Below are 26,318 nucleotides of genomic sequence, written 5' to 3' on the forward strand. Positions count from 1 at the left end.
GATCCCTCCGGCTCCTGCTCTGTGGTGCGGGTGAAGTGCCCGATGCCGGGGTTCACTGCTCGAACTTCTCTTGTCGGCCAGTTGCCGTGGCGAATGCTTCGAGGTCCCTGCCCGAAATGAAAACCTGGCGCTGGGGAAGTGCGTCAGGGTTCCGTCGGACAGAGGCCTCGCGGCATTCGCGGGGGCGCGGTCACGCTCAGACGATCTCGCCGAGCGCGACTCCTGTTGCCTGCGAGTAGTTCTCCTCGTTCGCCTCGACGTAGGTCTGCCAGGCTTGCGCATCCCAGATCTCGAGGAAATCGACCGAACCGATCACTACGCAGTCCTTGGAGAGACCCGCGTAACGACGGTGATCTGCCGAGAGGGTGATGCGCCCCTGGGCATCTGCGTGCTGCTCGTCGGTACCTGCCGCCAGTCCGCGAACGAAGGCTCGCGCCTCCGGATCGCTTCTCGACGCGGCCGCGGCCTTGCGTGCGAGAGCGGTGAACTCTTCCCGGGGATACACCGCGAGGCTGTGATCCTGACCCTTGGTGACCATCAACCCTCCCGCCAGCGCATCCCGGAACTTTGCGGGCAACGTGAGCCGCCCTTTGTCGTCGAGCTTCGGCGTGTAGGTACCGAGAAACACTCGACACCTCCCACCGCGTTCATATCGAACGCCGTATGCCCGGGCGGTTCACCTTCGCTCCCCGCTGCGCACCACAGTACCCCACTTTCCCCCACCCACAAGGTGGATAACGGCGTGTTGTCTCGCAATTTGCCCAATACTTGCTGGTCAACGCTTATTGAAGGAGGTGGGGGAAAATTCCCGACGTGATCACCGACACGGGACCGTCCGATCGGGTTCTGCCGCACACCGTCGCAAGATGCACCAAAAGCCCAGGTGAGAGCGCAACGCGAGGGGGCGACGCCCCCTCCTCGCGGTTCATCGCGGAGCGGAGGGGGGAAAGTGGGGAAACGGGGTGGGTGCGGGTGGGGATTCGTGGGCGGAAGCGTTCACTGGCCCCACCGGATCGACCCTGGCCTACCGCACCCGGGCGTCCCCGCACCGGGCCCGGACACAGCAGTGGCGGCGTGACATCACATGCCACGCCGCCACTGGTGCTACTGAGCGGGTCGTACTACTCCTGCTCGAATCTCTTCTTGAAGCGGTCTTCCATTCGCGACGAGAATCCGCCACTCTTGCGCCCGCTTCGGGGCTTACCGCGTTCGGCACGGCCGGTGTCACCTTGCGTGGTCGAGCCACCACGAGAGGACTGTCCGGACTTGCTCTTTCCTCCACCCCACAGGAGGAGGACTCCGGCACCGAACATGACGATGAAGCCGATCAGGCTGATGACGGGGAAACCGCCCGGCTTGATCGGAAGGGCGACGCCGGCGATCAGCAGGACCAGCCCCAGAACGAACAGGGCCACCGCCTGCAATCGACGACGACTCGATGCCGCACGCATGCGACCGCCTCGCACAGTGGAGGCGAACTTGGGATCCTCGGCGTAGAGAGCGCTCTCGATCTGGTCGAGCATGCGCTGCTCGTGCTCGGAGAGTGGCACGGTACCTCCCCCGGCACTGGAGTGTTGGCCACCGCCTCACGGTGCGAGACGGTGGGTAACCGACTTTGGCGGCTACCTAGATTTAATAATACGAGCAGTTCGATCCCCGTACCACCTACTCCACGTACGAGTTCCCTGCCAACCTTACGGACTCCCGCACCGAACCCCGTTCGGGGCACCGCAATGTCGCGGTCGCCTCACCGTTTTCCCGCCGTTTCCGGTCCGTCGCCGGCTACGACGCCCGCAGATCGAGACCTGCGCCACGTCCGATGTGATCTTCGACGGCCTGGAGAAAGCGCCCGACCTCGACGAAGAACTCGTCGGCCTCGAGATCGGTGAGGGTTCGCGACATTCCCGCCTCGATCGCGGCGCGGGTGGCCGAGTGACCGGCGAAGTAGTCGGCCCAGTTCACGAATTCCGGCGCCGCGTCGGCCATGAGAACCCAGGCGTTACGCGTTCGTGTCCGTCTGCTCCCCGCCGCAGCCCCCTCGACGGCGGCCAGCACTGCGCCCGCGCCGCGGAGTGCGGCCAGATACGCACTGTGGAATCGATCCGCCGGCCCACCGGCCCCCACCGATTGCGCGAGGAGCGCGTCGGCGCGATCGAGCAGCACCGAACCCCGCCTGGACGCCGGGTTGCGTACGTCACCCGGTCGGCGCGAGTTCCCAGAGGTCGGTCCCGTGACCGGATTCGTCATCACTTCGAACACCTCCAAAACCCCGGTGCAACCACCCCGCCGGGCGTAGTCAGGTCGTGAGTTCGGGGGCCGGCGATGCTCGCTTCCCTCGAGCATCGCCGGATCCCCGCTATCGAACATGCGTTCGACCTATTCAATATAGCTGGACCCACCGACACGTCGTCAAGAGAAAGGTGAGACCGGTCGACACGAACGCTGACCAGACTCCGCTCGTGGTCGAACTCTCGGCCGCCGAGTTCCGCGACCGCCTGCACGAGGCGCTGTCGATCTACGTCGCCGCCATGGGCTATCCCCACGGCACCGAATACCACCGGGCGCCGATGTGGAACGAGCACCTGCAGCGATCGGGGTGGCGTGGCGTCGGCGCGCTCGTCCCGGCCGGTGACGGATCCGCCGACAACGCGGCCGACCGCCTCGTCGCCGTCGCCTACGGCTACCGCGGGGCGCCCGAACAGTGGTGGCATCAGCAGGTCCGTTCCGGCCTGCGCCACACGGGATGGACCCGGGACCAGATCGACGTGATCCTCGGCAACTATTTCGAACTCACCGAACTCCACGTCCACCCGGACGCCCAGGGACACCGGCTCGGCGAGACCCTGCTGCTCCGCCTCCTCGCACGCAGGCCGGAACGCGGGGTGCTGCTCTCCACCCCGGAAGTGGCGGACGAGGACAACCGCGCGTGGCGGCTGTACCGGCGCCTCGGCTTCAGAGATGTCCTGCGCCACTTCCGGTTCGCCGGGGACAACCGGCCATTCGCCGTGCTGGGACGCGGGCTTCCCCTGTGATCGACGCCGTGGTGGTGGGGTCGGGGCACAACGCCCTCGTGTCGGCGTGTTACCTCGCGCGGTCCGGGTGGTCGGTCGAGGTGATCGAACGCGACACCGTGCTCGGCGGCGCGGTGTCCACGGTGGAACGCTTCCCCGGGTACAAGGTCGATCGCGGGTCGTCCGCGCACATCATGGTCCGCCACACAGGGATCGTCGAGGAACTCGACCTCGGCGCGCACGGCCTGCGGTACCTCGACTGCGATCCGTGGGCGTTCGCCCCCGCCCCCACGGGTACGGATCGGCCGGGGATCGTGTTCCGCCGCAGCCTCGAACAGACGTGCCGGTCCATCGAGGAGTCCTGCGGCGCCGCCGATGCCGACGCGTACCGCCGGTTCGTGTCGGTGTGGGGTCCGCGCAGCGCACGCGTCATGCGCGCGTTCTCGAAACCGCCGACCGGTCCCGCGCTGCTCTCGTCGTTCTGGGGGCTCGACACGGGCGGCGGCGGCAGCGACCTGTCCCGGCAGTTCCTCGGTTCGGGCGACGCACTGCTCGACGAGTACTTCGACGACGAGCGTCTGAAGGCCGCCCTCGCGTGGTTCGGCGCCCAGTCCGGCCCGCCGATGTCGGAGCCGGGGACGGCGCCGATGGTCGGATTCGCGGCCCTGATGCACACCGTTCCGCCCGGCCGCGCCGTCGGCGGCAGCGGAGCCCTGACCGCGGCTCTCGCCGCGCGGCTGCGGGCCGACTCGGGGACCGTCTCGCTCGGCGACTCGGTGGTATCCCTGAGCCGCGACGGCGACTCCTGGACGACGCGGACGTCGTCCGGCCGGGAGATCCGCTCACGGGCGGTGATCGCGGGGTGTCACGTGCTGACCACCCTCGGCCTGCTCGAGCGCGGTGGGTACGACGCGCAGACCCTCGACCGGTGGCGTCGCCGCATCCGCGTCGGCCCGGGTATCGGGATGGTGGTGCGGCTGGCCACCGACGCCCTCCCCGACTATCCGAGTGCGCCCGACGCCTCGGTCACTCACGGCCTCCAGCTGCTGGTCTCGGATCGCGCGCACCTGCGGCTCGCGCACGGCGCGGCGCTCGCCGGGGAACTCCCACCGCGGCCGGCGGTGCTGGGAATGAGCTTCAGTGGCCTCGACCCCACCATCGCACCGGAGGGGAGGCACCAGGTGACCCTGTGGTCGCAGTGGCAGCCGTATCGGCTGACCGGCGGCCGGCACTGGAGCGACCTCGCCGGGCCGGAGGCCGATCGGATCGTCGCGGAGATCGACGCGCTGGCACCCGGTTTCGGTGAGTCCGTCCTCGACCGGCACGTGCAGTCACCGCAGGACCTCGAAGCCGAGATGGGGTTGCTCGGCGGCAACGTCATGCACGTCGAGATGTCGCTCGACCAGATGATGATGTGGCGTCCCCTTCCCGAGCTCTCGGGGCACCGGGTTCCGGGCGCCGACCGCCTGTACCTCACCGGCGCCTCGACCCACCCGGGCGGTGGGGTGTCCGGCGCGAGCGGCCGGAGCGCCGCGCGCATCGCGCTCCACGACGACCGCCGGGGCCTGGGACGCCTGCGGCGACGGCGATGACCTCCCGCCTGCCCCTGTTTCTCGCGGGCGCGGCGATCGCGGCGCAGATCGTCTACCCGCTGGTGCACGGCGGGACCCGCGACGTCGTCACCGTGCTCGTGGTCGCGCTGCTCGCCGCGGCGTCCGTCACCCACGCGGCCGTGACCCGGGGTGCCCGCTGGACGGTGGGACTGGTGCTCGTCACCGCGGGGCTCGGTCTGTGCTCCGAGGTCGCCGGCACGGCCACCGGCTTCCCCTACGGCTGCTACGACTACAGCGTCGACCGGCTCGGGCCTGCTCTCGCGGGGGTTCCTCTGGTGGTGCCGTTCGCCTGGACGGCCGGGTTCTATCCGGTGTGGTGCGTGGCGTCCGTGCTCGCGCGCGGCCCGCGTCGACGGCTGACGCGGATCGCGCTGACGACGATCGGTGTCGTCGGCTGGGACCTGTACCTCGACCCGCAGATGGTCGCGGACGGGCAGTGGCGCTGGTGTGTCGCCGAAGCCGGCCTGCCCGGTATCGAGCACATTCCGCTGACGAACTACGCCGGGTGGTTCGTCGTCGCGGCCGTGATGGCCGTCGCCGTGGACCGGATCGACCGTCGATTCGACGCCGGGGCGCGGCACCCTGACGGTGTCCCGATCGGGTTGTTCCTGTGGACGTGGCTCGGTTCGGCGCTGGCCCACTCGGTGTTCCTCGGCGCACCTGAGTTGCGGTATTCCGCGATCTACGGGTGGTTGGCGATGGGAATCCTGGGAGTTCCGCTGCTCGTGTCGCTGCTTCGGCCGCGCGCCCGGCGACCCGGGACCCACGACACGCACCCTCACGCCTGACACCGATCCACTCCCCTGGCACGATACGACTGTGCAGCCGCCCTCAGTTCCGACCTCGACCCGCTCGCGGAGGGCTTTGTCCCTCGCGGCCCTCGGCCTCCTCCTCGTGCCCCTCCTCGCGGGATGCCTGCGGGTTCAGGTGTCGATGGGTGTGTCCGCCGACGACCGGGTGTCCGGCCAGATCGTGGCCGCCGCCGTGCCGGCGAACGATCAGGACAAGGGCCCGCAACTCACTCCGCCCGACTCGCTGTCGGGCAAGGTGCGCGTCCAGGAGTACAAGAAGGACGGGTACGTCGGCAGCCAGGCGTTCTTCAGCGACCTCACGTTCGGCGACGTGCAACAGCTCGGCACCATGTCGGAGCAGGCGAACGGAAGTTTCCAGATCTCGCTCCAGCGGACCGGCGATCTCGTGACCCTCGACGGGAAGGCCGATCTCAGCTCGGTGCCCGCCCAGGGCACGGACGTGCAGTTCACGATCGCCTTCCCGGCGCGGGTCGCCACCACCAACGGCACCCGCGAGGGCGACTCCATCGTGTCGTGGAAACTTCCCGCCGGCGACACCTCGACGATCCGCGCCGAGGTGCGCTACTCGGACCCGAGCACCCGCAGCTTCGCGGGCTGGGCGGGCATCATGGCCGGCGTGACGCTGGGTGTCGCCGTGATCGTCGGTGCGCTGGCCTGGATGGCCCGCAACAAAGATCCGGTGATCGGCAGCGGTCGCGGACGGGACCGCTCGGAGGTGTGACCTCTCCGCCGATCGAGCGGGTCGTCCGGATCGGCTCCCTGATCTCGGTTCTCGGTCTCGCCACCACCGTCGCCAACCTGTGCCGCGCCCCGCGGCTCCCCACGGCGGCCCGCCCGATCACCGAACCGGTCACGGTGTGCATTCCGGCCCGGGACGAGCGTGACCGGTTGCCGAACCTGATCGACGAACTGCGAGAACAGCGGGGCGTCGACGATCTGCGGGTGTTCGTTTACGACGACGCCTCCGCGGACGGGACGGCCGACGTCGCCGAAGCCGCGTGTGGCGCGGACTCCCGCTTCTCCGTGGTGCGGGGAACCGCGGAACCGCCGCCGGGCTGGGTGGGCAAACCCGCGGCCTGCCATCGGGTGAGTGAGCACGCCTTCGCACAGGGCCGCGGTGACGGCGGGATACTCGTGTTCCTCGACGCCGATGTGCGGTTGCGTCCGGGCGCACTGAACGCCGCCTGCGCCGCGCTGCGCGAGTCCGAAGCGGCGCTGGTCTGCCCGTGGCCGTTCCAGCAGACGGGGTCGCTGACGGAGGTCCTGGTGCAGCCGCTGCTCGCGTGGTCGTGGGCGGCGACACTGCCCGTCGGCGCGGCCAACCGGTCGCGGCGCCCGTCGACGGCCGTGGCGTGCGGGCAGTTCATGGTCTTCGACTCCGTCGCGTACCTCGGCGTCGGGGGTCACCGGGCCGTCGCGGACAGCCTGACCGAGGACCTCGACATCGCGCGCCTGCTCCGTACGCGCGGTCACGCGACCACACTGGTCGTGGCGGGCCGGTCGGCGTCGTGCCGGATGTACGAGGACGCCGATGCGCTGCGCCGCGGTTACGACCGCTGGCTGTGGACGGCATTCGGCTCCCGCCTCGGTACCGTGGCGGTTCTCGGTGCGGCAAGTGTGGCGTTCGCCGTGCCGCCGGTCGCGTTCGCGGCCGGACGGGGACGCGTGCGCCGGTGGGGTGCGGTGGGGTATCTCGCGGCCACGACGTCCCGTCTGTGCGCTCGGGCACTCGAACGTGGTGACCGACTCACCGTCGCCGACGTGGCCGGTGCGGTCGTGCATCCGCTGTCCGTCGCCGCGGTGACGGCACTGACGGTGTCGTCACACCGCAATCGCCGCCGCGGGCGCACCCGGTGGAAGGGGCGGACGCTCAGCTGACCCGCGCCGAGGTGACCGGGGCGGGATCCGCCACACCCGAACCGACCTTGTCGCCGAGCCGGGCCAGGACCTCGCTGGTGGCGCGCGCGAAGTTGAGCGTGATGAAGTGCAGGCCGGGTGCACCCTCCGCGATGAGTCGTTCACTCATCTCGGTGGCGACGTCGATGCCGATCTCGCGCACGGCGGCGCGGTTCTCCTCGGGACCGTCCCCGGCGGCCGTGGCCAGACGCTTCTCGAGGTGCGCCGGGAGACTCGACCCCGACAGTTCGAGCACGCGGCGGACCGACCGCAGCGACGTGATCGGCATGATCTCCGGAATGATCGGCTTGGCGCCCTGTTCGGGGTCGTACGCCGACACGCGGTCGCGCAGCCGCAGGTAGTCGTCGACGTCGAAGAACATCTGGGTGATCGAGTACTCGGCGCCGGCCCGCAGCTTCGACACCAGGTACCGGGTGTCGTGCGCGAGATCGGGCGCGCGGTAGTGGCCCTCCGGGAACGACGCGACGCCGACATGGAAGTCGCCGAGGTCGCGGACGAGCCGGACGAGTTCCTCGGCGTACTCGACGCCGTCCGGATGCTTCTCCCATTCGCCCAGCGGGTCGCCGGGCGGGTCGCCGCGCAGGACCAGGATGTTGCTGATTCCGCGGTCGGCGTAGGCGCCGACCATCGACCGCAGTTCGTCGACGCTGTGCGACACGGCCGTGAGGTGCGCGACCGGCAGGAGGGTGGTCTCCTCGGCGAGCTGGCCGGTGACGCGGACCGTACGGTCCCGCGTCGAGCCGCCCGCACCGTAGGTCATGGACACGAAGGCCGGACCCAGCCGCTCGAACTCCCGGACGGCACGCCACAGCCGAGCCTCGGCGGCCTCGTCACGCGGCGGCGAGAACTCGACGGAAAAGGGGACCCGGCCGTCGCTGGACGACCGGATCCGGTCGACGATGGACGGAGTGCGGGTCACCCAACCTTCGCTGGCCCGCCCCCTGACGGAATCGAATGTCACGCATCCAGCATAGGTAGTGCCCGGGGCAATGCACCCACTGCGTCTGCACGGGCGGCGGGATCCGGGTATCCGGCCACCCGGGAGAGCGCCCACTATGGTGGTGTCGACGCCTGTCGCCGGTCTCGGCGCGCACGCGAGAATTCGATCCTGGAGGCAACACTGTCCGTTGGAACGCGCCCCGCCGCCCTCGCGGCCGAGGTCGAAAATGCGCTTCGCGACTTCTTCACCAGCCGGCAGGACCTCGTCGACTCCGTGGGCGGTGGTTACCGCGAGGCCGTGACCACCCTCGAAGACTTCGTCCTGCGCGGAGGCAAGCGGGTCCGGCCGGCCTTCGCCTGGACCGGCTGGCTCGGGGCGGGCGGCGACGCTCGCGGCCCGGACGCCGGACCCGTGCTCCGCGCCTGCTCCGCGCTGGAACTGGTTCAGGCCTGTGCGCTCGTTCACGACGACATCATCGATGCCTCCACGACGCGCCGCGGGTTCCCCACCGTCCACGTGGAGTTCGCGGAACAGCATCGCGCCGGGGCGTGGAGCGGTGATTCCGCTCACTTCGGCGAGGGCGTCGCGATCCTCCTCGGCGATCTCGCGCTGGCCTGGGCCGACGACATGATCCGTGAGTCGGGCATCACCCCGGAGGCGTCGGCCCGCATCTCGCCCGTCTGGTCCGCGATGCGCACCGAGGTGCTCGGCGGACAGTTCCTCGACATCAGCAACGAGGCCCGGGCGGACGAATCGATCGACGCCGCCATGAAGGTGAATCGGTACAAGACCGCGGCCTACACCATCGAGCGGCCCCTGCACCTCGGTGCGGCGCTCGCAGGCGCCGACGAGACCCTGGTGTCGGCGTACCGCCGATTCGGCACCGACATCGGTATCGCCTTCCAGCTCCGCGACGACCTGCTGGGCGTGTTCGGGGATCCGGCCGTGACGGGCAAGCCCTCCGGCGACGACCTGCGGGCGGGCAAGCGTACCGTCCTGTTCGCGATGTCGCTGCAGCGCGCCGACGCCGACGACCCCGCGGCGGCCCGACTCCTCCGCGAGGGCATCGGCACCGATCTGTCCGATTCGGACGTGGACACCCTCCGGACCACGATCACCTCACTCGGCGCGGTCGCGGACGTGGAGAAGCAGATCGAGGACCTCGTCGGGAACGCGCTGTCGACGCTGGCGGCGAGCACCGCCACCGCCGAGGCGAAGCAGCAGCTCACCGAGATGGCCGTCGCCGCGACGCGCCGCGACTACTGAGGGTCCGGGATGGCCCGCGCGCTCCGGACGGTTTCCGGCCGCACCGATCACGTCGTCATCGTCGGTGCCGGCCTCGCCGGCCTCTCGGCCGCACTGCACCTCGCCGGATCAGGCAGGCGGGTCACCGTCCTCGAACGGGAGTCGTCACCGGGCGGCCGGGTGGGCACCTACCGTGGTCCCGGCTACGACATCGACAACGGTGCCACCGTCCTCACGATGCCCGAACTGGTGGGCGAGGCCCTCGCCGCCGTCGGCGCGGATTTCGCGTCCACCCGGCCGCCGCTCGTCCTGGAACGGCTGGCACCGGCGTATCACGCGCGGTTCGCCGACGGTTCCTCGCTGGACGTCCATTCCGACCCCGACGCGATGGTCGCCGAGGTCAGCCGGGTGTGCGGGCCGGAGGAGTCGGCCAGGTACCTGCGACTGCGGCGCTGGCTGGGCCGGATCTTCGACGCCGAATACCACCGCTTCATGGACGCGAACTTCGACTCCCCGCTGGATCTCGTCTCGTCCCCCGCGGCCGCGCGGGATCTGCTGACGCTCACCGCCCTGGGCGGGTTCGGCCGGCTCGGCGCCCGGGTCGACCGCACGATCACCGATCCGAGACTCCGCCGGATCTTCACGTTCCAGGCCCTGTACGCCGGGGTCGCTCCCGCCGAGGCCCTCGCGGTGTACGGCGCGATCGCCCACATGGACACCTCGCTCGGCGTCTACTTCCCCCAGGGCGGGATGCGCTCGATCGCGCTCGCCCTCGCCGACGCCCTCACCACCGCGGGCGGCGAGATCCGGTTCGACACCGAGGTCGCGGCACTCGAGCGAAACGGCGACCGCGTCGGCACCGTCGTCACGGCGGCGGGTGAGCGCATCGACTGCGACGCGCTGGTACTCACCCCGGACACGGCCGTCGTCGACGCACTGCTCCGCCCGGTGACACGCCGGACCCCCCGCCGGGTGCGAGTGTCGCCGTCCGCCGTGGTCCTGCACGGGACCGTCCCCTCCGCGGTCGCGTCGCAGTGGGCCGCCCAACGGCACCACACCATCGACTTCGGTCACGCGTGGAAGCGGACGTTCGCGGAGATCACCGCTCGCGCGGGGCGCGGACGGCTGATGACGGACCCGTCGCTGCTGATCACCCGGCCCGCCCTGTCGGATCCGGGCCTGGTCGTGGACCGCGCGGGCACTCCCTCGGAACCGCTGTCGGTGCTGGCGCCCTGCCCGAACCTGCACAGCGCACCGCTGGAGTGGTCCTCGCTGACCGGCCCGTACGTGAACGAACTGCTGCGCGAACTCGAGACGCGCGGGTACAGCGGCATCGCGGAACATTTCACGATCGACCACGTCGACACCCCCCTCACGTGGCTCGGCAAGGGCATGGCCGCGGGCAGTCCGTTCGCGGCGGCGCACGTGTTCCGGCAGACCGGACCGTTCCGGCGCCCCAACCTGGTCAGGGGCCTGGACAACGCGGTGCTCGCCGGTTCCGGCACCGTCCCCGGCGTCGGAGTTCCGACCGTCCTGCTGTCGGGGAAGCTCGCGGCCGCCCGCATCACCGGGCCCACCACGGCACGAAGTGCGGAAAGACCCACCGCGGCACGAAGTGCGGAAAGACACACGGAAGCATCAAGTGCGGGAGGATAGGGCGAGGCGTGGCGGGAACTGGTGCCGGGAGCAATTAAACTGGGTCCTCGACCATGCGATGCGCACGACGACGAGCGCACCGACCGCAACCGAACTCACCTCGGGGGAGGAATCTGCACTCATGACGTCCTCTGCCCCGCAGGCGACCGTCGCCGCTGCGACGACCACGCCGCAGCGGTCGTGGCCCCAGACCACGGCCGACTTCCTCCGCAGCCCGGAGGGGCACGCCGCCATCCTCGGTTTCGCGGGTGCCGTGATGATCACGTTCGGTGGTTTCGGTGCGGGCAGCGTCCGCCGCGAGGACCCGCTCCTCGAGGCGATGCACCTGTCGTGGCTCCGGTTCGGTCACGGTCAGATCCTGTCGACGGTCATCGTCTGGGTGGGTGTCGTCGCCATGATCACGGCCTGGGTGCGGCTGGGCCGCGCCACGCTCGGCGGCGACGTCACCCTCAGGCAGTTGCGGATGGTCGTGCCGGTGTGGACGGCGCCGCTGCTGCTGGCCGTGCCGATGTTCAGCCGGGACGCCTACTCCTACCTGGCGCAGGGTGCGCTCCTGCGTGACGGGTTCGACCCCTACGCCGTCGGGCCGGTGGTCAACCCGGGAGTCCTCCTCGACAACGTCAGCAACGTGTGGACCACCACCACCGCGCCGTACGGTCCGCTGTTCCTGCTCCTCAGTCAGGGGATCACCGGGCTGACCGGCGACAACGTGATCGCCGGGACGATGCTTCTGCGCGTGACGATGCTGCCCGGACTCGCGCTGATGGTGTGGGGCGTGCCGCACCTCGCGCGGCACCTCGGCGGCAATCCGGCGATCGCCCTGTGGCTCGCCGTGCTCAACCCGCTGGTCCTCGTCCACCTCATCGGCGGTGTCCACAACGAACTGCTGATGGTCGGCCTGATGATCGCCGGCATCGCGCTCGTCCTCGAACGCCGCCATCTCGCCGGGATCGCCCTCGTCGCGGTCGCGGTCGCGATCAAGGCGACCGCCGGCGCCGCGCTGCCCTTCATGGTGTGGATCTGGATGCTCCACGAGAAGGAGAAGGCCGAGGCGGAAGGGCGCACACCCGCGTCTCCGCTCGCGTCGTTCGCGAAGACCGCGGGCGCGGGATTCGCCGTGTTCGTGGCCATCTTCGCGGCCGCGTCCGCCGTCGCCGGTGTCGGGCTCGGCTGGATGACCGCGCTGTCCGGGTCGAACAAGATCATCAACTGGTTGTCGCTGCCGACGATCCTCGCCCACATCGTGACGGTCGGAACGTCGTGGTTCGCGGAGCTGCGGCTGGGTGAGGTGCTGGCCGTCACCCGCCCGATCTGCGCCGTTGCGCTGGTCGCGATCGTGCTGGCGGCCTGGTGGCGCTACCGGAAGACCGAGCGTGACGCGATTCTCGGAATCCTCATCGTCCTGGTCGCGATCGTAATTCTGTCGCCCGCGGCGCTGCCCTGGTACTACTCGTGGCCGATCGCGATCGCCGCCGGTTTCGCGTTGTCGACGCGGACCCTGATGATCCTCGTCGGGCTGTCCACCTGGTTGATGCTGGTCTTCCAGCCCGACGGGTCGATCGGCCTCTACACGTTCCCGCACGTCGTGCTCGCGACGTTCGCCGCGGTCGTCGCGGCCGTATCGCTCCGCACGGTCGACCCGCTGCGGCTGCGGACACCCCGGCCCGTCGAGGAAGAGCGCACCTCCGACCTCGCAGGTGCTGCGACGTCGCCCCGCGTCGAATGACCGGTCGATGACCGAGCTGGCCGACAGTTACCGGTATTGCGGCGCGGTGACGGCGGAGCACGGTCGCACCTATCATCTCGCGACCCGGCTGCTTCCCGAGCGCCGCCGGGCCGCCGTGCATTCCCTCTACGGGTTCGCCCGGACGGTCGACGACATCGTGGACGTCGATCCCGGTCGGACGGCCGGCGACTGCGCTGCCGAACTCGATCGGATCGACGCGGCACTGCGTCTCGGCTTCACCTGCCGGACCGCGGTCGGGCCGGATGCGTGCGCACCGGAGATGCGCCGGGTTCTTCCCGCGTTTCTCGACACCGTGGCGTCCTTCGACATCCCGCACGACTACTTCTTCGCGTTCCTGCAGTCCATGCGGATGGATGTTCCGGGGACTGCGGAGCATCGGGCCGAGTACGACACCATGACCGAGCTCCGGAAGTACATGTACGGATCGGCCGTCGTGATCGGGTTGCAGATGCTGCCGGTCCTCGGAACCACGGGGCCCCTCGCCGATGCCGAACCGCACGCTGCGGCTCTCGGTGAGGCGTTCCAGCTGACCAATTTTCTTCGCGACGTCGGCGAGGACCTGGATCGGGGCCGGGTCTATCTCCCGGCTGACGAACTGGGCGCGTTCGGCGTCGACACCGAACTTCTCGCGCACAGTCGCCGCAGCGGCACGACGGACCGGCGGATCGTGCGGGCTCTCGCCCATCTGATCTCGGTCACCCGGTCGGTGTACCGGGAGGCGGAACCGGGCATCGCGATGCTGGACCGACGGGTGCAACCGGGCATCCGGACCGCGTTCGTGCTGTATTCCCGCATTCTCGACGAGATCGAGCGAGGCGGTTACCGGGTTCTGGACCGGCGCGCCACCGTGTCCCGGAGAAACCGGTGGGCGACGGCGCTGCCTCAGTTCGCCCGGCTCGCGGTGCCTGCCCGTGGCCGGGTGCGGTGAGCGACGATCAGAATCCCATCGCCTGAGCGCGGCGGATCACTTCGCGGGCGAGGTCGCCGTGCAGGGCCTGGACGGGTGTACCGGGCAGGCTGTCGTCCTCACGGAACAGCCACTGCAGGATTTCCTCGTCCTTGAATCCGCCGTCGTGCAGCACCGCGATGAGACCGGGCAGCCATTTGACGGTCTCGCCGGTCTCGTCGAAGAAGAGTTCGGGAACGCCGAGGACGCCGTCGCGTCGGACGGCGATCAACTGCTGATCGCGCAGAAGCTGCTGCACACGGGTGACGGCCACACCGAGGTTCTTCGCGACGTCCACCAACTGGAGGAGCGAGACGGAAGGGTCCAGGACATCGTCACAGTAAGGGATGGCACTCACTCCCCTAACGTTATCTGGTCGCTTCCGGCGTGGCGCTACCGGTCGGTGTCGCTGGCTACGATTGAGGGGCGCGTCGCCGGGCTGCGCGCACTGACGGGGGAACGGACACTGTGCACGATGGAGGTCAACGTTTGATCGGCGAGCTGCTCGACCGGCGCTATCGGGTGGATGCCACGATCGCGCGTGGCGGCATGTCCACCGTCTACAGGGGGCTCGACACCCGCCTCGACCGTCCGGTGGCCATCAAGGTGATGGATCCGCAGTTCGCGGCCGACCCGGCGTTCGTCACCCGGTTCGAATTCGAGGCCCGATCGGTCGCGCGCCTCAAGCACCCGTCGCTGGTCGCGGTCTACGACCAGGGGCACGACCGCGAGCACGCGTTCCTGGTGATGGAACTCGTCGACGGCGGAACGCTCCGCGAACTGCTGCGGGAACGCGGGCCCATGCCTCCGCACGCGGTGGCCGCGGTCGCGGGCCCGGTTCTCGACGCGCTCGCCGTCGCTCACCGGGCCGGTCTCGTGCACCGCGACGTCAAACCCGAGAACATCCTGATCTCCGACGGCGGTGAGGTGAAGATCGCCGACTTCGGTCTGGTGCGGGCCGCCGCCGCGTCGACCACCACCTCGAACAGTGTGATTCTGGGCACGGCGGCGTACCTGTCGCCGGAGCAGGTGACGTCCGGGATCGCGGACACCCGCAGCGACGTCTACTCCACGGGTGTCCTGCTGTTCGAACTCCTCACCGGACGGACACCGTTCACCGGGGACACGTCGTTGTCCGTCGCGTATCAGCGGATCAACCAGGACGTGCCGAGGCCGGGTTCGTTCATCGCGGGCGTGCCGCCCGAGTTCGACGAACTCGTCGCGGAGGCCACCCACCGGGAACCGTCGCACCGCTTCGCCAACGCCGAGCAGATGGGCTCGGCCCTGCGTGGCATCGCGGCGGCGCTCGACCTGCCCGCGTATCGGGTGCCCGCCCCGCGACGCTCGGCGCAGCACCTCAGCGCCGCGGCCGCCGCGAGCGCGCCGCCCCTGGGCGCGCCGCCGGGGCCCGTCGCACCGCCCACGGTGCACCTTCCCCCCGCTGCTCCGCTGTCGCCGCCCAGCCCGCTGCCTGCGCAGCCCGGTGTCCAGCACACGCGGGTCGTCACCACCCAGACTCCACGCCCGCCGATCGACGAACCGTCGTTCGCGGCGGAGGACGAGCCCGACGACGGCTATCACTACCCCGACTTCGCCGCCGAACGGCAGCGGTCGCGCCGGACCACGATCGTGTGGCTGCTCGTGATCCTGATGCTCGCGCTGGCGGTCGGTTTCGGTGGCTGGTGGATGGGTTCGGGCCGGTTCACCGCGGTCCCGACCACCGACGGTCTCGATCGCGGTGCGGCGGTGACGGCGATCGAAGCGGCCGGTCTGTCGGCGGAGATCCGGGGGAAGTACTCCGACACGGCGGCGCTCGACACGGTGCTGGGCACCGATCCCACCGGCGGCTCGCGGATCTCCCGCGACGGCACGGTGGCCCTCCTCGTCTCCCTCGGGAGACCGACCGTCCCGCCCCTACCCGCGGGCGGTGAGCGCGCCGGAATCGAACAGGAACTGCGGAACCGCACGTTCACCCCGGTCGACGGCGGTCAGGCGTTCAGCGCGAAGGTCCCGATCGGTGCGGTGGCCGCACTCGACCCGGCTCCGGGCACCGAGCTCGCGACCGGTTCCACGGTCAAACTGATCGTCAGCAAAGGTGCACCGCCGGTAGACGTTCCCGACGTGAAGGGCATGTCGGAGGGCGAGGCGCGCACCTCACTCGAGGCGGTGGGCATCGTCGTGCAGGACGTCACGACGGACTTCGACCGCACTGTCGCCGCCGGAGACGCGATCGCCACCAGCCCGAAGGCAGGCACCAGCGTCAATGCGGGCACGAGCGTGACGTTGAGTGTGTCGAATGCGGTCCGAGTTCCGTCGATGCTGGGCCGGACGGTCGGCTCCGCGCGCGACGAGCTGAGCCGCCTCGGACTCGACGTGAAGGTGCGTTCGGTGACCGACACGGACAGGTCGTTCGTCATCAGCCAGAACCCGGGCAGCGGCGACCTCGTGAAGCCCGGAAGCACGGTCACCCTGGTCTCACTGCCCTGACCCCGCGGGAGCAGGGCAGTGAGGGTCCGAATGATGCGGGCGATCAGCCGCGCAGCATCTCCGCGACGAGGAACGCCAGTTCCAGCGACTGCTGGGTGTTGAGACGGGGGTCGCACGCCGTCTCGTAGCGACCGGACAGGTCGAGGTCGGAGATGTCCTGCGCGCCGCCGAGGCATTCGGTGACGTTCTCACCGGTGAGCTCGACGTGGATGCCGCCCGGGTAGGTGCCGAGACCGTTGTGGACCTCGAAGAATCCCTGGACCTCGTCGACGATGCGGTCGAAGTGGCGGGTCTTGTACCCGGTGGACGCCTCGTGCGTGTTGCCGTGCATCGGGTCGCACTGCCAGATCACCTGGTGACCGGTGGCCTGGACCTTCTCGATGATGGGCGGCAGCAGGTCGCGGACCTTGTTGTTGCCCATGCGCGAGATCAGGGTGAGGCGACCCGGCTTGTTGGTGGGGTCGAGGCGCTCGACGTATTCGACCGCCATCTCCGGTGTCGTGCTGGGTCCGATCTTCAGGCCGATCGGGTTCGACACGAGTTCGGCGAACGCGATGTGCGCTCCGTCGAGCTGGCGGGTGCGGTCGCCGATCCACAGGAAGTGAGCGGACAGGTCGTACAGCTTGGCGTGGTCGTCGTCGTTGTCGAGGCGCAGCATCGCGCGTTCGTAGTCGAGGACGAGCGCCTCGTGGCTGGCGAAGATCTGCGCGTGGTGGAGGCTGGGATCGGTGACGCCGCAGGCGTTCATGAACTGCAGCCCGCGGTCGATCTCCGCGGCGAGTGCCTCGTACCGGGCCCCGGCCGGCGACGACGCCACGAATTCGCGGTTCCAGTCGTGCACCTTGTGCAGGTCGGCCATGCCCGCGCCGGTGAGCGCGCGGACCAAATTCATCGCGGCGCTGGCGTTGGCGTATGCCCGCACGAGCCGCGACGGGTCGTGGGCACGCACGGCCTCGTCCGCGACGAGGGAGTTGATCATGTCGCCGCGGTACGACTGCAGGCCCAGGGCGTCGACGTTCGACGACCGCGGCTTGGCGTACTGACCGGCGATGCGGGCGACCTTGACGACGGGCAGGCTCGCTCCGTACGTCAGGACGACGGCCATCTGCAGCAGCGTGCGGATGTTGCCCTTGATGTGCGGCTCGGTGTTGTCGGCGAACGTCTCCGCGCAGTCACCGCCCTGGAGGAGGAACGCCTCGCCGCGCGCGACCTGGGCCAGCTTCTCCTGCAGGGCCACGACCTCGCTGGCCACCGTGATCGGCGGCACGCTCTCGAGGACGGTCCGCATCGCGGCGGCCTGACCCTCGGGCCATTGCGGCTGCTGGGCAGCGGGCTTGGCCAGCGCTGCGTCGAGACGCTCACGCATCTCGGTGGGGAGCGGCGGGAGTTCGGGCAAGCGGTCGATCGGCACGTCGACAGTCCAGTTCACCCATACAGGATATTCGCTCGACCGGAGCGATGGCGAGTCAGGTCACCGCAGTGACCGCGCCGCCTGAACTGCCTCGAACTTCGCCAGGTTGTGCCGGGCGTCGGCGAGGGCGTCGTGAGCGTCATCCGGTGCAGGTGGGAGGGTCGGGCTCCCGTGCTCCTCCCAGTACTGGCGGAGTTCCCGCGTGTACCGGGGCAGCGACTGCGGCAGCTCCGTCATGTCCCCCCACAACTGGCAGAGGGCGACGTGGTCGTAGGCGGCCACCCACGCCCACAGCTCGGGGACGATGCCGGGCCGGGGAATCAGGAACGCGTAGAGGTCGTCGCGAATGCGGGCGCGGCTCTTCCAGAGAGGCGACGACGGCTGCGGCAGCTTCGGCAGCACGTTCCTGCGCACCCACTTGCCCGCACGGTGGGGATCGAACTCGGTGGACACCGCGTAGAATTCACGTCCGTCCTCTGCGACCACCCCGATCGACACCAGGTCGATCGTGCGACCATCCTCGATGAACTCGCAGTCGTAGAAGTAACGCACGCCCGCAAACTATGCCTCACCCGTTGGCGTCATCCGGATCCACCCCTACCTCGTGAAGGAGGCCTCGGTGCGCGCAACCTCCGACGGTCGACGGTCCGCCGCCCCTGTCGCGGACCCGCTCGACCCCCCGCGGGTGCCTCTGCATCTCCGCGTCGGAGGTCTCCTCGTCCGAGTCCTCGTCCTCGCCGGGCTCGCGGTCGGATTCGCGTACAACCTGCTCGGACTGCCCGGCCTGCGGGATTTCGGCAGCTACTACCGGCTGGATCTCGACGTCTACCGTCTGGGCGGATCGGTGTTCCTGCACGGACCGACCCTGTACGGGTCGATGCCGGCCACCCAGATGGGCAACTTCCTGCCGTTCACGTACCCGCCGCTCGCCGCCGTCGTCTTCAGTCCGCTGTCGACGGTGTCGCTGGCGACGGCCGGGACCGTCGTGACGGTGTTGTCGTTGATCGCGCTGTTCGGCGTCCTCGTCGTCACGCTCGACTCGCTGGGCATCGCACCCCGCACCACGCTGGTGTGGACGGCCCTCGGTGCGCTCGCGGTGTCGATGGCCCTCGAACCCGTCTCGTCGACCCTGGACTACGGGCAGATCAACATTCTGCTGATGCTGCTCGTCGCGGCGGACTGCCTGCCGAAGAGGACGGCGTGGCCCCGCGGCGTGCTGATCGGCCTCGCGGCGGCGGTGAAGCTGACGCCGGCCGTGTTCGTCGTGTACTTCCTGGTGCGCAAGGACTTTCGCTCCGCCGTCGTGACCGCGGTCAGCTTCCTCGCATTCAGCGCCGTGGGCGCGATCGCGACGTGGAACGACTCCGTCACCTACTGGACGCACACCCTCTTCGATTCCGATCGGATCGGCACACCGGCATATCCGGCGAACCAGAGCATCACGGGTGTGCTGGCCCGGCTCGGCCTGAGCGACTCGGTGCGCACCCCGATCTGGCTGCTGCTGAGCGTCGTGGTTCTCGCACTCGTCGTTCTCGCGATGGTGCGGGCGCTCCGATCCGGTGAGACCGCGCTCGCGCTCGGACTCAACGCCGTCCTCGGGCTGCTCGTCTCCCCCGTGTCCTGGTCGCACCACTGGGTGTGGTCGGTGCCGGTGATCCTCGTGCTCGGGGTCCTCGCCTACCGTCGCCGGAGCGTCGCCCTGGCGGTCACGGCCGTGGCCGGCGTCGTCGTCGTGAGGCTCGCCGCGCACTGGAAACTCGGGGTGGGCCGCTGGAGCGGAACCCACTGGAACCTGGGGGATCAGTTCCTGGCGTCGTCGTACGTGTGGTGGGGACTCGCGGTGGTGCTGGTCGCGATCGTCGCGTTTCGCACCCGCCCCTCACAGTCCGACGAGGACGATCGGTCGGAGACCTCCGACGATCTCACCGTCCCCGTCGGCTGAGAGGCTACGGCGGTCAGCTCGCCCGCGTGTCCGGCAGACGGGTGACGGTGGTGGCGTCGCTCGCCGGCGCCACGTCGGCCACCGAGGCGTCGGCGGTGGGCGCCTTCTTCTTCAGCGTGGCCGCGTAGATGTCGACGTATTCCTGCCCCGACAGCTTCATCAGCTTGTACATGACCTCGTCGGTGACGGCCCGCTCGACGAACCGGTTGCCGCCCATGCCCTCGAAACGCGAGAAGTCGATGGGCTCACCGACGCGGATGGTCACCTTCGAGGGACGCCACACCCGGGAGCCGATCGGGTTGACCTTCTCCGTTCCGATCATCGCGACCGGGATGACCTTCACACCGGACTCGAGCGCCATGCGGGCCAGGCCCGTCTTGCCCTTGTAGAGGCGGCCGTCGGGCGACCGGGTGCCCTCCGGGTAGATGCCCAGCAGCTTGCCCTGCGAGAGGACCCGCAACCCGGCGTTCAATGCGTCCTGCGCGGCGTCGGCGCCCGTCCGGTCGATCGGCACCTGGCCGACCACCGAGAAGAACCAGCGCTGGAAAGCGCCCTTGAGTCCCGTCCCGGTGAAGTACTCGCTCTTGGCGAGAAAAGTGATCCTCCGCGGCACACGCAACGGCAGGAAGAACGAATCCAGCACGGCCTGATGGTTACTCGCCAAGATGGCCCCACCCTCCGCCGGAATGTTCTCCGTACCCTCCACGGTCGGCCTACCCAGCCCCCAGAGAACCGGCCCCAAAAACACGTACTTGAAGAGCCAGTACCACATGGCGTCCCTCCCGTTCACAACCCAAGCTTCGTTCGGGTCGACTCTACTTCGGGTGGGTGAGGGTCGCTACACACGGCCGGGAGGCCCGCACAGCATCACACTCTGCGGGTTTACAGCGACGGGCCGGACGTCAACCCACCCGATCGGGCAGGACGGCCCGAGCGAGTTCCGCCGCTCCGATCATGCCCGCCGCCTCCCCCAGCTGGGTCGGCCGGATGCGGGCCAGCGGCCGGTGCCCGGCCCCCGTCGTCAGCGCCGCGTAGTGCTCGCGGGCCTCGTCGATGAACAGCGGTGAGGAACTCGCGACCCCGCCGGCGATCACGACGAGATCCGGGTCGTACACGTCCCCGATGAGCGCCAGGCCGACACCGAGCCACCGGGCGAACTCCCGCATGGTCTCCAGTGCCAGCGGATCGCCGTCCTGTGCCGCGCCCGCGATCCGCCGGCCCGTGAGCACACCGGGATCGACCGCCACCTCCCGCGCCAGGACGGTCGACGTCGCCGGATCCGCGGCCAGAAGTTCGATCGCGGTGTCGACGAGGGCCGTCCCGCTGCAGTACCGCTCCCAGCAGCCGTGCTTGCCGCACGCGCACGGGCGTCCGTCGGGGACCACCTGGATGTGGCCGAGTTCAGGTGCGACGCCGTGGCTGCCCCGGTACAGCCGACCGTCCGCGAGGAGCGCCGCCCCGATACCCGTGCCGATGGCGAGCATCACCACGTTCCGGCCGCCCGCTGCCGCACCGAACCGGTGCTCGGCCCACGCCGCCGCGTTCACGTCGTGTTCGAGGATCACCGGCAGCCCGAGACGCTGCCCGAGGTCCCGGCCGACGGGCGCACCCACCCACGGAAGATGCGGCGCGAACCGCACCGTCGTGCGGTCGGGGGTGATGAACCCGGCCACCGCCAGCCCCACCGCGGCGACCTCGTGCCGCGCGGACAGCTCCCGGACCGCGCGGTCCAGGCCGTTTTCGAGTGCCTTCGCCGACGCCGGGGTCGGCGACTGGAGCGAATCGAGCACCTCGCCGGCCGAGTCGACCACCGACGCACGGATGCTCGTTCCACCCACGTCGATGCCGATGGTCAGCGCCGCACTGCCGCCACGTTCGCTGCCCGTGCCTGTGCTCATGGAGATGATTGTGCCCATGCCGGATCGCCGACGTGCAGGAGTCCGGCGATCCCGCGCGCGCGAGGCACGCTCAATGCTTGATGGTGACCGAGATCGGCTCGAACGCAGAGCCGCCTTCGGGTTCGGACGGTCCACCGCCGGGGCCGGGTTCCGGAGCGTCGGGGCCCGGGGTGTCGTGAACGGCGTGCTCGTCGAGGACCTGCCGCAGCACCGCGATCAACACGGACGCCTGGCCGGCGAGCAGGGTCACGAGATCGTGCTGCTCACCACGGATCAGAGCCGCGAGTGCGCACACCGGGCACCACGTGCATCCCGACCACTGTCCGGTTCCGGGCGGCGTTCCCTCGGCGTCCGCCTGGGCGTGCGGCGCCGCCGCGCGCTGGAGAATCGGCTCGAGACGGTCCAGGGCGGTCTCGGCGAGCGCCCGCAGCTCCGCCACCAGCTGCGCGTGGTCGTCGGTCATACCGGCCACACCTGCGGGTCGGGCGTGAAGCGCACGACCAGATCACTTCCGTCGAGTTCTGCGCCCGCGACGACGCACCGGCGCAGGACCGAGGCGAGGCGTACCCGGCGGCGCACCCCTTCAGCTCCCACAACCAAGTCGTCCTCCACTCGACCCAACGTGAGGGTCGACGGGTTCACGAGCGGCAGATACATCCGCATCGTGTACACAGAATCCACACCGGCCCCCGATTCCAGCCCCACCCGCACCGCAGGTGGATTCTTCCCCAACACCGCAACCGCGTCCGTGTCGTCGGCATACAACTCCCGGGCGATACCGCCGAGATCGGCCCACCCTACCGGCTCCGTCACCGACCGGGTCACCGAGAGGATCACCGTGGTACCCGCGGAGGCGGTCAGCTCGGCGAGCACCCGCTGCTGCAGGGCTCGCCGTCTGATCAACCATGCCACACCGGGATCGTCGTGTCCTGCCGGCGAATCGAAGTGCGGCAGAAGGTTGTTCACGAGGATTGCATCGACGCGCAGGCCGGACAGCGCGGCCACCGCCACGGTGCGCCGGGTCTCCGTCAGCACCACCCGCTCCGGTGTCGTCACCAGTCGCACAGTGGTTTTCGCCCGGTTCGCGAGCATCTCCCGGACCTCGCCGACCGCGGCGACGACCTGTTCGATCAGCGACACCAGCATGACGAGGCGGGGATCGGACCCCAGGAGCGCGACGATGCGGCGGTGCTGCGGCCACACCCGCTCGATGTACTCGAGAGCCATCGCAGGCGCGGCGAGCGTCCGCAGACAGTCCGCGGTGGGCGGGCAGTCGACCACGACGGCGTCGTAGTCGCCCTCGGTGGCGAACCGGACGATCTCCCGCAACCCGAGCACGTCCTGCACGCCGGGGAGCCCGGTCAGCTCCTCCGGTTCGAGCGCGGACAACTGGGCGCCGTGATCGTGTGTTCCGGCGGCCGCGAGAACCGCTGTCAGACCCCGGAATCTGTCCTCGAGCAACGTGAGGGTGTCGAGTTCGAGGACGTCGAGCCTGTCGGTCACGGACACGAGGTCCCGGGCGGCGGCGATCCCGATCACGTCGGCAAGGGAGTGCGCCTGGTCGAGCGAGACGAGGAGAGTCCGGCTGCCCGCCTCTGCGGCCGCCTGCGCCGTCGCAGCCGCGAGCGTCGTCTTGCCGACGCCCCCCTTCCCTACGAAGAACTGGACCCGCGCAGGTCCGGCACTGCCCTCGCTGCTCAGCCTTCCACCCGTTTCTTGAGTTCCTTGAGCGCGGTGTCGGTGATCGCCTTCTCCGCCTTGCGCTTGAACAGGCCGATCATCGGAATGGTCAGGTCGACGGTGAGCTCGTAGGTGACGGTGGTGCCGCCGCCCGGCTCGTCCTCGAGCACGTACGAACCGAACTGCGACTTCTGTATCTCACCGGACTCGAGCTCCCAGCTGACGGATTTGCCGTCGGGCGCCCAGTCGTAGCGGAGTACGTACGTGTCCTTGACCATGCCCGCGTCGAGCACGAACCGCACCCGGTCGGCCCGGCCGCCCTGTCCGGGTTCCATGACCTCGACGGACTTCGCGGCGGCCACCCACGCTGGGTACGCGTCGAAGTCGGCGATCACATCCATCACCCGGGCGGGCGGCGCCTCGATACTGATCGACCTCTTGGTCCTCTCGGGCATGGAGTGAACGCTTCCTTTCGCCTGGCCGACCCGCTCGTCGAACGCGGGGCCACGCCGTTACCGGTTTCGTATGTCTGTGTTGTGCCCGACTATCACACACGATCTCGGCGCCCTGACACAATGCCGACCCCGCCGCGGCGGGCGAATCTCCCTCAGGACGGCGGTTCTCCCGCAGCGCGACCCGCCTCGAGTTCCTTCTTCACCTCGAAGGACATCACCTTTCCCTCGACGCGCCTGCGACGGTTCAGCGCGGCCAGATCCGGAGCGGTCTCGCTGCGGGCCGGTTCGGCGTGGAGGAAGTAGTGGACGATCGCTCCGTCCAGCACCGGCTCGAGCCACACTTCCATCGTTCCGGTGAGGGGCCCGGCCACCGTCCACCGGATGCCCTTCTCGGCCCTGTCCTCGCGGACCGCGAGGGTGAGATCCGGCCACCACCGACGCCAGCGGGCGGGCGGGGCGATCGCCGCCGCGACCTGCTGCGGCGGGGCCGCGATGAACGTCTGGTCTGCGACCTGAATGCTGCTCACGGCGACTAGCTTCACACACCGCGGTCGGCGGTGGCCGCGGGGTTCCGCCGCACCTCGTGAACAAAGCTCTGACCACCCTTCTTCGGCCTGGAAGCAGACCGGGCCGGCGAAGGTCTAAAGTTGGGAAGACAATCCTACTCGTCAGTATCTTCAGTGTCGGAGGTTTTTGTGCCCGAGTTCAGCGCGCCACAGTCGTTCACGATCGCGGAGGACGCGTCCGCGGTCGACTCGGTGTTCGCCCACGCCGCGGCCGACCCGACGCTGGTCGTGTACAAGCGCAAGATCGGCGGACGCTGGACCGACGTCACGGCCGCCGAGTTCGCCGCTCAGGTCACCGCGGTCGCCAAGGGTCTCATCGCTCTCGGCGTCCAGCAGGGCGACCGGGTGGCACTGATGTCGGCCACCCGTTACGAGTGGCCCCTCGTCGACTTCGCGATCTGGGCGGCGGGCGGCGTCACCGTCCCGATCTACGAAACGTCCTCCGCCGAGCAGGTCCGCTGGATCCTCGAGGACTCCGCCGCAATCGATCTCGTCGTCGAGAACGCGACGCACGCGGCCACCGTGAAGGCCGTGGCCGCCGAGGCGACCGCGCTCCGCGGCGTCTACCAGATCGAGGCGTCCGACGGCGGCCGTGGCGTCGTCGAGGAACTCACCGAACTGGGTGCCGACGTGCCCGACTCCGAAGTCCGGGCGCGCGTCGCCGCGCTGAAGTCGAGCGATCCGGCCACCCTCATCTACACCTCCGGCACCACCGGCAGGCCCAAGGGCTGCCAGCTCACCCATTCCAACCTCATCGCCGAGTCCAAGGGCATCCTCGATTCCAGCCTCGGCACCCTGTTGAAGACCCCCGGCGTCAGCACCCTCATGTTCCTGCCGATGGCGCACGTCCTGGCGCGCGCCGTCAGCGTCGCGTCGTTCGACGCCGGCGCCGCACTCGGACACACCAGCGACATCCCGAACCTCGTCCCCACGTTCGGCGAGTTCCGCCCCGACTTCATCCTGTCCGTGCCGCGGGTGTTCGAGAAGGTGTACAACAGCGCCCGCGCCAAGGCGCACGGCGAGGGCAAGGGCAAGATCTTCGACGCCGCCGCCGAGACCGCCATCGTCTGGAGCGAGGCTCAGGACAAGGGCGGGCCGGGGCTCGTCCTCAAGGCCAAGCACGCGCTGTTCGACAAGCTGGTGTTCTCGAAGCTGCGGGCCGCGCTCGGCGGCAAGTGCCAGCTGGCGATCTCGGGCGGCGCCCCCCTCGGCGCCCGCCTCGGCCACTTCTTCCGCGGCATCGGCATCACCATCTACGAGGGCTACGGCCTCACCGAGACGTCCGCCGCGTTCGCGGTCAACACGATCGGCGAGCAGAAGGTCGGCTCGGTCGGCAAGCCGTTGGCGGGCAATTCCGTTCGCATCGCCGACGACGGCGAGATCCTGCTGTCGGGGCCGGTCGTCTTCGGCGGCTACTGGCGCAACGAGAACGCGACCGCCGACGCGATCGAGAACGGCTGGTTCCACACCGGCGACCTCGGATCGGTCGATCAGGACGGGTACATCACCATCACCGGCCGCAAGAAGGAGATCATCGTCACAGCGGGCGGCAAGAACGTCTCCCCCGCCCAGCTCGAGGATCACCTGCGTGCGCACCCGCTGATCAGCCAGGCCATCGTCGTCGGAGACCAGCAACCGTTCATCGGCGCGCTCATCACCATCGACGCCGACGCACTGCCCGCATGGAACGAGCGCAACGGCAAGCCCGCAGGCACCACGGTCAAGGACCTGCTCACCGACGCCGACCTGACGGCCGAGATCGACGAGGCCGTCGCCGAGGCCAACAAGCTCGTGTCGCACGCGGAGGCCATCAAGAAGTTCCGGGTCCTGCCCGTCGACTTCACCGAGGAGACCGGCGAGCTCACGCCGACGATGAAGCTCAAGCGCAACGTGGTGCACGACAGCTTCGCCGACGACATCGCCGCCATCTACGCGAAGTAATGCCTTCGGCCCGTGAGTACTTCTCAACCGCCCGCGGTTGAGAAGTACTCA

Annotated in this window: 25 protein-coding genes; 12 read left to right on the top strand and 13 right to left on the bottom strand. The window is 69.5% G+C overall.

The genetic code is table 11. The features are described 5' to 3' along the window. Positions 1-196: 196 nt before the first annotated feature. The 3 genes from mraZ to DTA22_RS13525 form a co-directional block, all read right to left on the bottom strand. Complete coding sequence (gene mraZ, locus DTA22_RS13515) at positions 197-628, bottom strand: division/cell wall cluster transcriptional repressor MraZ (RefSeq protein WP_005247637.1); 432 nt, start codon at positions 626-628, stop codon at positions 197-199. Between the two features lie 493 nt (positions 629-1,121). Then, the gene (locus DTA22_RS13520; protein WP_037226637.1) at positions 1,122-1,550 is read right to left on the bottom strand and encodes a DUF3040 domain-containing protein; all 429 of its coding nucleotides are present in this window, start codon (positions 1,548-1,550) and stop codon (positions 1,122-1,124) included. A 232-nt stretch (positions 1,551-1,782) separates the two neighbouring features. Then, entirely contained in the window at positions 1,783-2,247 is a 465-nt protein-coding gene (locus DTA22_RS13525) for an SAV_6107 family HEPN domain-containing protein (RefSeq protein ID WP_245973470.1), read from the bottom strand. A gap of 173 nt (positions 2,248-2,420) precedes the next feature. On the opposite strand from DTA22_RS13525, the gene DTA22_RS13530 reads away from it, so the two are divergent. Genes DTA22_RS13530 through DTA22_RS13550 form a run of 5 tightly spaced genes read left to right on the top strand, consistent with a single transcriptional unit; the run spans position 2,421 to position 7,314 of the window. Then, positions 2,421-3,032, top strand: coding sequence for a GNAT family N-acetyltransferase (locus DTA22_RS13530; protein ID WP_112299733.1), 612 nt, complete (start codon positions 2,421-2,423; stop codon positions 3,030-3,032). Then, the gene (locus tag DTA22_RS13535; protein WP_112299734.1) at positions 3,029-4,603 is read left to right on the top strand and encodes a phytoene desaturase family protein; all 1,575 of its coding nucleotides are present in this window, start codon (positions 3,029-3,031) and stop codon (positions 4,601-4,603) included. The genes DTA22_RS13530 and DTA22_RS13535 overlap by 4 nt, the downstream gene beginning before the upstream one ends. Next, positions 4,600-5,412: a carotenoid biosynthesis protein gene (locus DTA22_RS13540; RefSeq protein ID WP_112299735.1), complete on the top strand. Its 813-nt coding sequence runs from the start codon at positions 4,600-4,602 to the stop codon at positions 5,410-5,412. The genes DTA22_RS13535 and DTA22_RS13540 overlap by 4 nt, the downstream gene beginning before the upstream one ends. A gap of 31 nt (positions 5,413-5,443) precedes the next feature. Further along, on the top strand, positions 5,444-6,157 hold the full coding sequence (locus DTA22_RS13545; RefSeq protein ID WP_037226631.1) for an LppM family (lipo)protein: 714 nt from the start codon (positions 5,444-5,446) through the stop codon (positions 6,155-6,157). Beyond that, positions 6,154-7,314: a glycosyltransferase family 2 protein gene (locus DTA22_RS13550; RefSeq protein WP_112299736.1), complete on the top strand. Its 1,161-nt coding sequence runs from the start codon at positions 6,154-6,156 to the stop codon at positions 7,312-7,314. Before DTA22_RS13545 ends, DTA22_RS13550 begins: the two co-directional genes overlap by 4 nt. Here DTA22_RS13550 and metF read toward each other — a convergent pair. Further along, entirely contained in the window at positions 7,307-8,314 is a 1,008-nt protein-coding gene (metF, locus tag DTA22_RS13555) for a methylenetetrahydrofolate reductase [NAD(P)H] (RefSeq protein WP_037226629.1), read from the bottom strand. The genes DTA22_RS13550 and metF overlap by 8 nt on opposite strands. Positions 8,315-8,461: 147 nt before the next feature. Here metF and DTA22_RS13560 point away from each other — a divergent pair, with 147 nt between their 5' ends. The 4 genes from DTA22_RS13560 (at position 8,462) to DTA22_RS13575 (ending at position 13,869) form a co-directional block, all read left to right on the top strand. Beyond that, on the top strand, positions 8,462-9,559 hold the full coding sequence (locus DTA22_RS13560; protein ID WP_181910962.1) for a polyprenyl synthetase family protein: 1,098 nt from the start codon (positions 8,462-8,464) through the stop codon (positions 9,557-9,559). A 9-nt stretch (positions 9,560-9,568) separates the two neighbouring features. Continuing rightward, the gene (crtI, locus tag DTA22_RS13565; RefSeq protein WP_112299738.1) at positions 9,569-11,194 is read left to right on the top strand and encodes a phytoene desaturase family protein; all 1,626 of its coding nucleotides are present in this window, start codon (positions 9,569-9,571) and stop codon (positions 11,192-11,194) included. Between the two features lie 121 nt (positions 11,195-11,315). Continuing rightward, positions 11,316-12,920, top strand: a complete 1,605-nt coding sequence (locus DTA22_RS13570) for an alpha-(1->6)-mannopyranosyltransferase A (RefSeq protein ID WP_037226695.1) — start codon at positions 11,316-11,318, stop codon at positions 12,918-12,920. A gap of 7 nt (positions 12,921-12,927) precedes the next feature. After that, a complete protein-coding gene (locus DTA22_RS13575) occupies positions 12,928-13,869 on the top strand; it encodes a phytoene/squalene synthase family protein (RefSeq protein ID WP_037226625.1) in 942 nt (313 codons plus the stop codon). 7 nt (positions 13,870-13,876) lie between these two features. On the opposite strand, the gene DTA22_RS13580 is transcribed toward DTA22_RS13575, so the two are convergent. Continuing rightward, a complete protein-coding gene (locus DTA22_RS13580; protein ID WP_037226623.1) occupies positions 13,877-14,245 on the bottom strand; it encodes an Rv2175c family DNA-binding protein in 369 nt (122 codons plus the stop codon). Between the two features lie 110 nt (positions 14,246-14,355). Here DTA22_RS13580 and pknB point away from each other — a divergent pair, with 110 nt between their 5' ends. Next, the gene (gene pknB / locus DTA22_RS13585; RefSeq protein ID WP_245973469.1) at positions 14,356-16,374 is read left to right on the top strand and encodes a Stk1 family PASTA domain-containing Ser/Thr kinase; all 2,019 of its coding nucleotides are present in this window, start codon (positions 14,356-14,358) and stop codon (positions 16,372-16,374) included. A 43-nt stretch (positions 16,375-16,417) separates the two neighbouring features. On the opposite strand, the gene DTA22_RS13590 is transcribed toward pknB, so the two are convergent. After that, complete coding sequence (locus DTA22_RS13590) at positions 16,418-17,803, bottom strand: class II 3-deoxy-7-phosphoheptulonate synthase (protein ID WP_005247669.1); 1,386 nt, start codon at positions 17,801-17,803, stop codon at positions 16,418-16,420. A 42-nt stretch (positions 17,804-17,845) separates the two neighbouring features. Further along, the gene (locus tag DTA22_RS13595; protein ID WP_037226619.1) at positions 17,846-18,337 is read right to left on the bottom strand and encodes a polyadenylate-specific 3'-exoribonuclease AS; all 492 of its coding nucleotides are present in this window, start codon (positions 18,335-18,337) and stop codon (positions 17,846-17,848) included. Between the two features lie 67 nt (positions 18,338-18,404). Between DTA22_RS13595 and DTA22_RS13600 the strand changes: the two genes are divergently transcribed. Beyond that, positions 18,405-19,727, top strand: coding sequence for a glycosyltransferase 87 family protein (locus tag DTA22_RS13600; RefSeq protein ID WP_112299761.1), 1,323 nt, complete (start codon positions 18,405-18,407; stop codon positions 19,725-19,727). A gap of 13 nt (positions 19,728-19,740) precedes the next feature. Here DTA22_RS13600 and DTA22_RS13605 read toward each other — a convergent pair whose 3' ends face one another. The 6 genes from DTA22_RS13605 to DTA22_RS13630 all read right to left on the bottom strand — a co-directional run bounded on the left by DTA22_RS13605 (position 19,741) and on the right by DTA22_RS13630 (position 24,287). Further along, the gene (locus DTA22_RS13605) at positions 19,741-20,499 is read right to left on the bottom strand and encodes a lysophospholipid acyltransferase family protein (protein WP_037226616.1); all 759 of its coding nucleotides are present in this window, start codon (positions 20,497-20,499) and stop codon (positions 19,741-19,743) included. Positions 20,500-20,629: 130 nt separating this feature from the next. After that, the gene (locus tag DTA22_RS13610) at positions 20,630-21,643 is read right to left on the bottom strand and encodes an ROK family protein (protein WP_037226615.1); all 1,014 of its coding nucleotides are present in this window, start codon (positions 21,641-21,643) and stop codon (positions 20,630-20,632) included. A gap of 52 nt (positions 21,644-21,695) precedes the next feature. Next, positions 21,696-22,088 (bottom strand): hypothetical protein, encoded by a 393-nt coding sequence (locus DTA22_RS13615; protein WP_112299762.1) that lies wholly within the window; start codon positions 22,086-22,088, stop codon positions 21,696-21,698. After that, positions 22,085-23,326 (bottom strand): ArsA family ATPase, encoded by a 1,242-nt coding sequence (locus DTA22_RS13620; RefSeq protein ID WP_112299740.1) that lies wholly within the window; start codon positions 23,324-23,326, stop codon positions 22,085-22,087. The genes DTA22_RS13615 and DTA22_RS13620 overlap by 4 nt, the downstream gene beginning before the upstream one ends. Continuing rightward, on the bottom strand, positions 23,323-23,760 hold the full coding sequence (locus DTA22_RS13625; protein WP_005247694.1) for an SRPBCC family protein: 438 nt from the start codon (positions 23,758-23,760) through the stop codon (positions 23,323-23,325). Before DTA22_RS13625 ends, DTA22_RS13620 begins: the two co-directional genes overlap by 4 nt. A 152-nt stretch (positions 23,761-23,912) precedes the next feature. Next, positions 23,913-24,287: a polyketide cyclase / dehydrase and lipid transport gene (locus tag DTA22_RS13630; protein WP_037226693.1), complete on the bottom strand. Its 375-nt coding sequence runs from the start codon at positions 24,285-24,287 to the stop codon at positions 23,913-23,915. Positions 24,288-24,455: 168 nt separating this feature from the next. On the opposite strand from DTA22_RS13630, the gene DTA22_RS13635 reads away from it, so the two are divergent. Next, positions 24,456-26,267 (top strand): AMP-dependent synthetase/ligase, encoded by a 1,812-nt coding sequence (locus DTA22_RS13635; protein ID WP_112299741.1) that lies wholly within the window; start codon positions 24,456-24,458, stop codon positions 26,265-26,267. Positions 26,268-26,318 lie beyond the last annotated feature (51 nt).

This window comes from Rhodococcus wratislaviensis (assembly GCF_900455735.1).
Taxonomy (GTDB): Bacteria; Actinomycetota; Actinomycetes; order Mycobacteriales; family Mycobacteriaceae; genus Rhodococcus_F; species Rhodococcus_F wratislaviensis.

What these genes read in the sequence shown, in the direction of transcription:
- DTA22_RS13615 (WP_112299762.1), bottom strand. Translation starts at nt 22,088, where the DNA reads ATGACCGACGACCACGCGCAGCTGGTGGCGGAGCTGCGGGCGCTCGCC.
- DTA22_RS13605 (WP_037226616.1), bottom strand. Translation starts at nt 20,499, where the DNA reads ATGTGGTACTGGCTCTTCAAGTACGTGTTTTTGGGGCCGGTTCTCTGG.
- DTA22_RS13570 (WP_037226695.1), top strand. Translation starts at nt 11,316, where the DNA reads ATGACGTCCTCTGCCCCGCAGGCGACCGTCGCCGCTGCGACGACCACG.
- DTA22_RS13610 (WP_037226615.1), bottom strand. Translation starts at nt 21,643, where the DNA reads ATGGGCACAATCATCTCCATGAGCACAGGCACGGGCAGCGAACGTGGC.
- DTA22_RS13525 (WP_245973470.1), bottom strand. Translation starts at nt 2,247, where the DNA reads ATGACGAATCCGGTCACGGGACCGACCTCTGGGAACTCGCGCCGACCG.
- DTA22_RS13625 (WP_005247694.1), bottom strand. Translation starts at nt 23,760, where the DNA reads ATGCCCGAGAGGACCAAGAGGTCGATCAGTATCGAGGCGCCGCCCGCC.
- DTA22_RS13575 (WP_037226625.1), top strand. Translation starts at nt 12,928, where the DNA reads ATGACCGAGCTGGCCGACAGTTACCGGTATTGCGGCGCGGTGACGGCG.
- DTA22_RS13540 (WP_112299735.1), top strand. Translation starts at nt 4,600, where the DNA reads ATGACCTCCCGCCTGCCCCTGTTTCTCGCGGGCGCGGCGATCGCGGCG.
- crtI (WP_112299738.1), top strand. Translation starts at nt 9,569, where the DNA reads ATGGCCCGCGCGCTCCGGACGGTTTCCGGCCGCACCGATCACGTCGTC.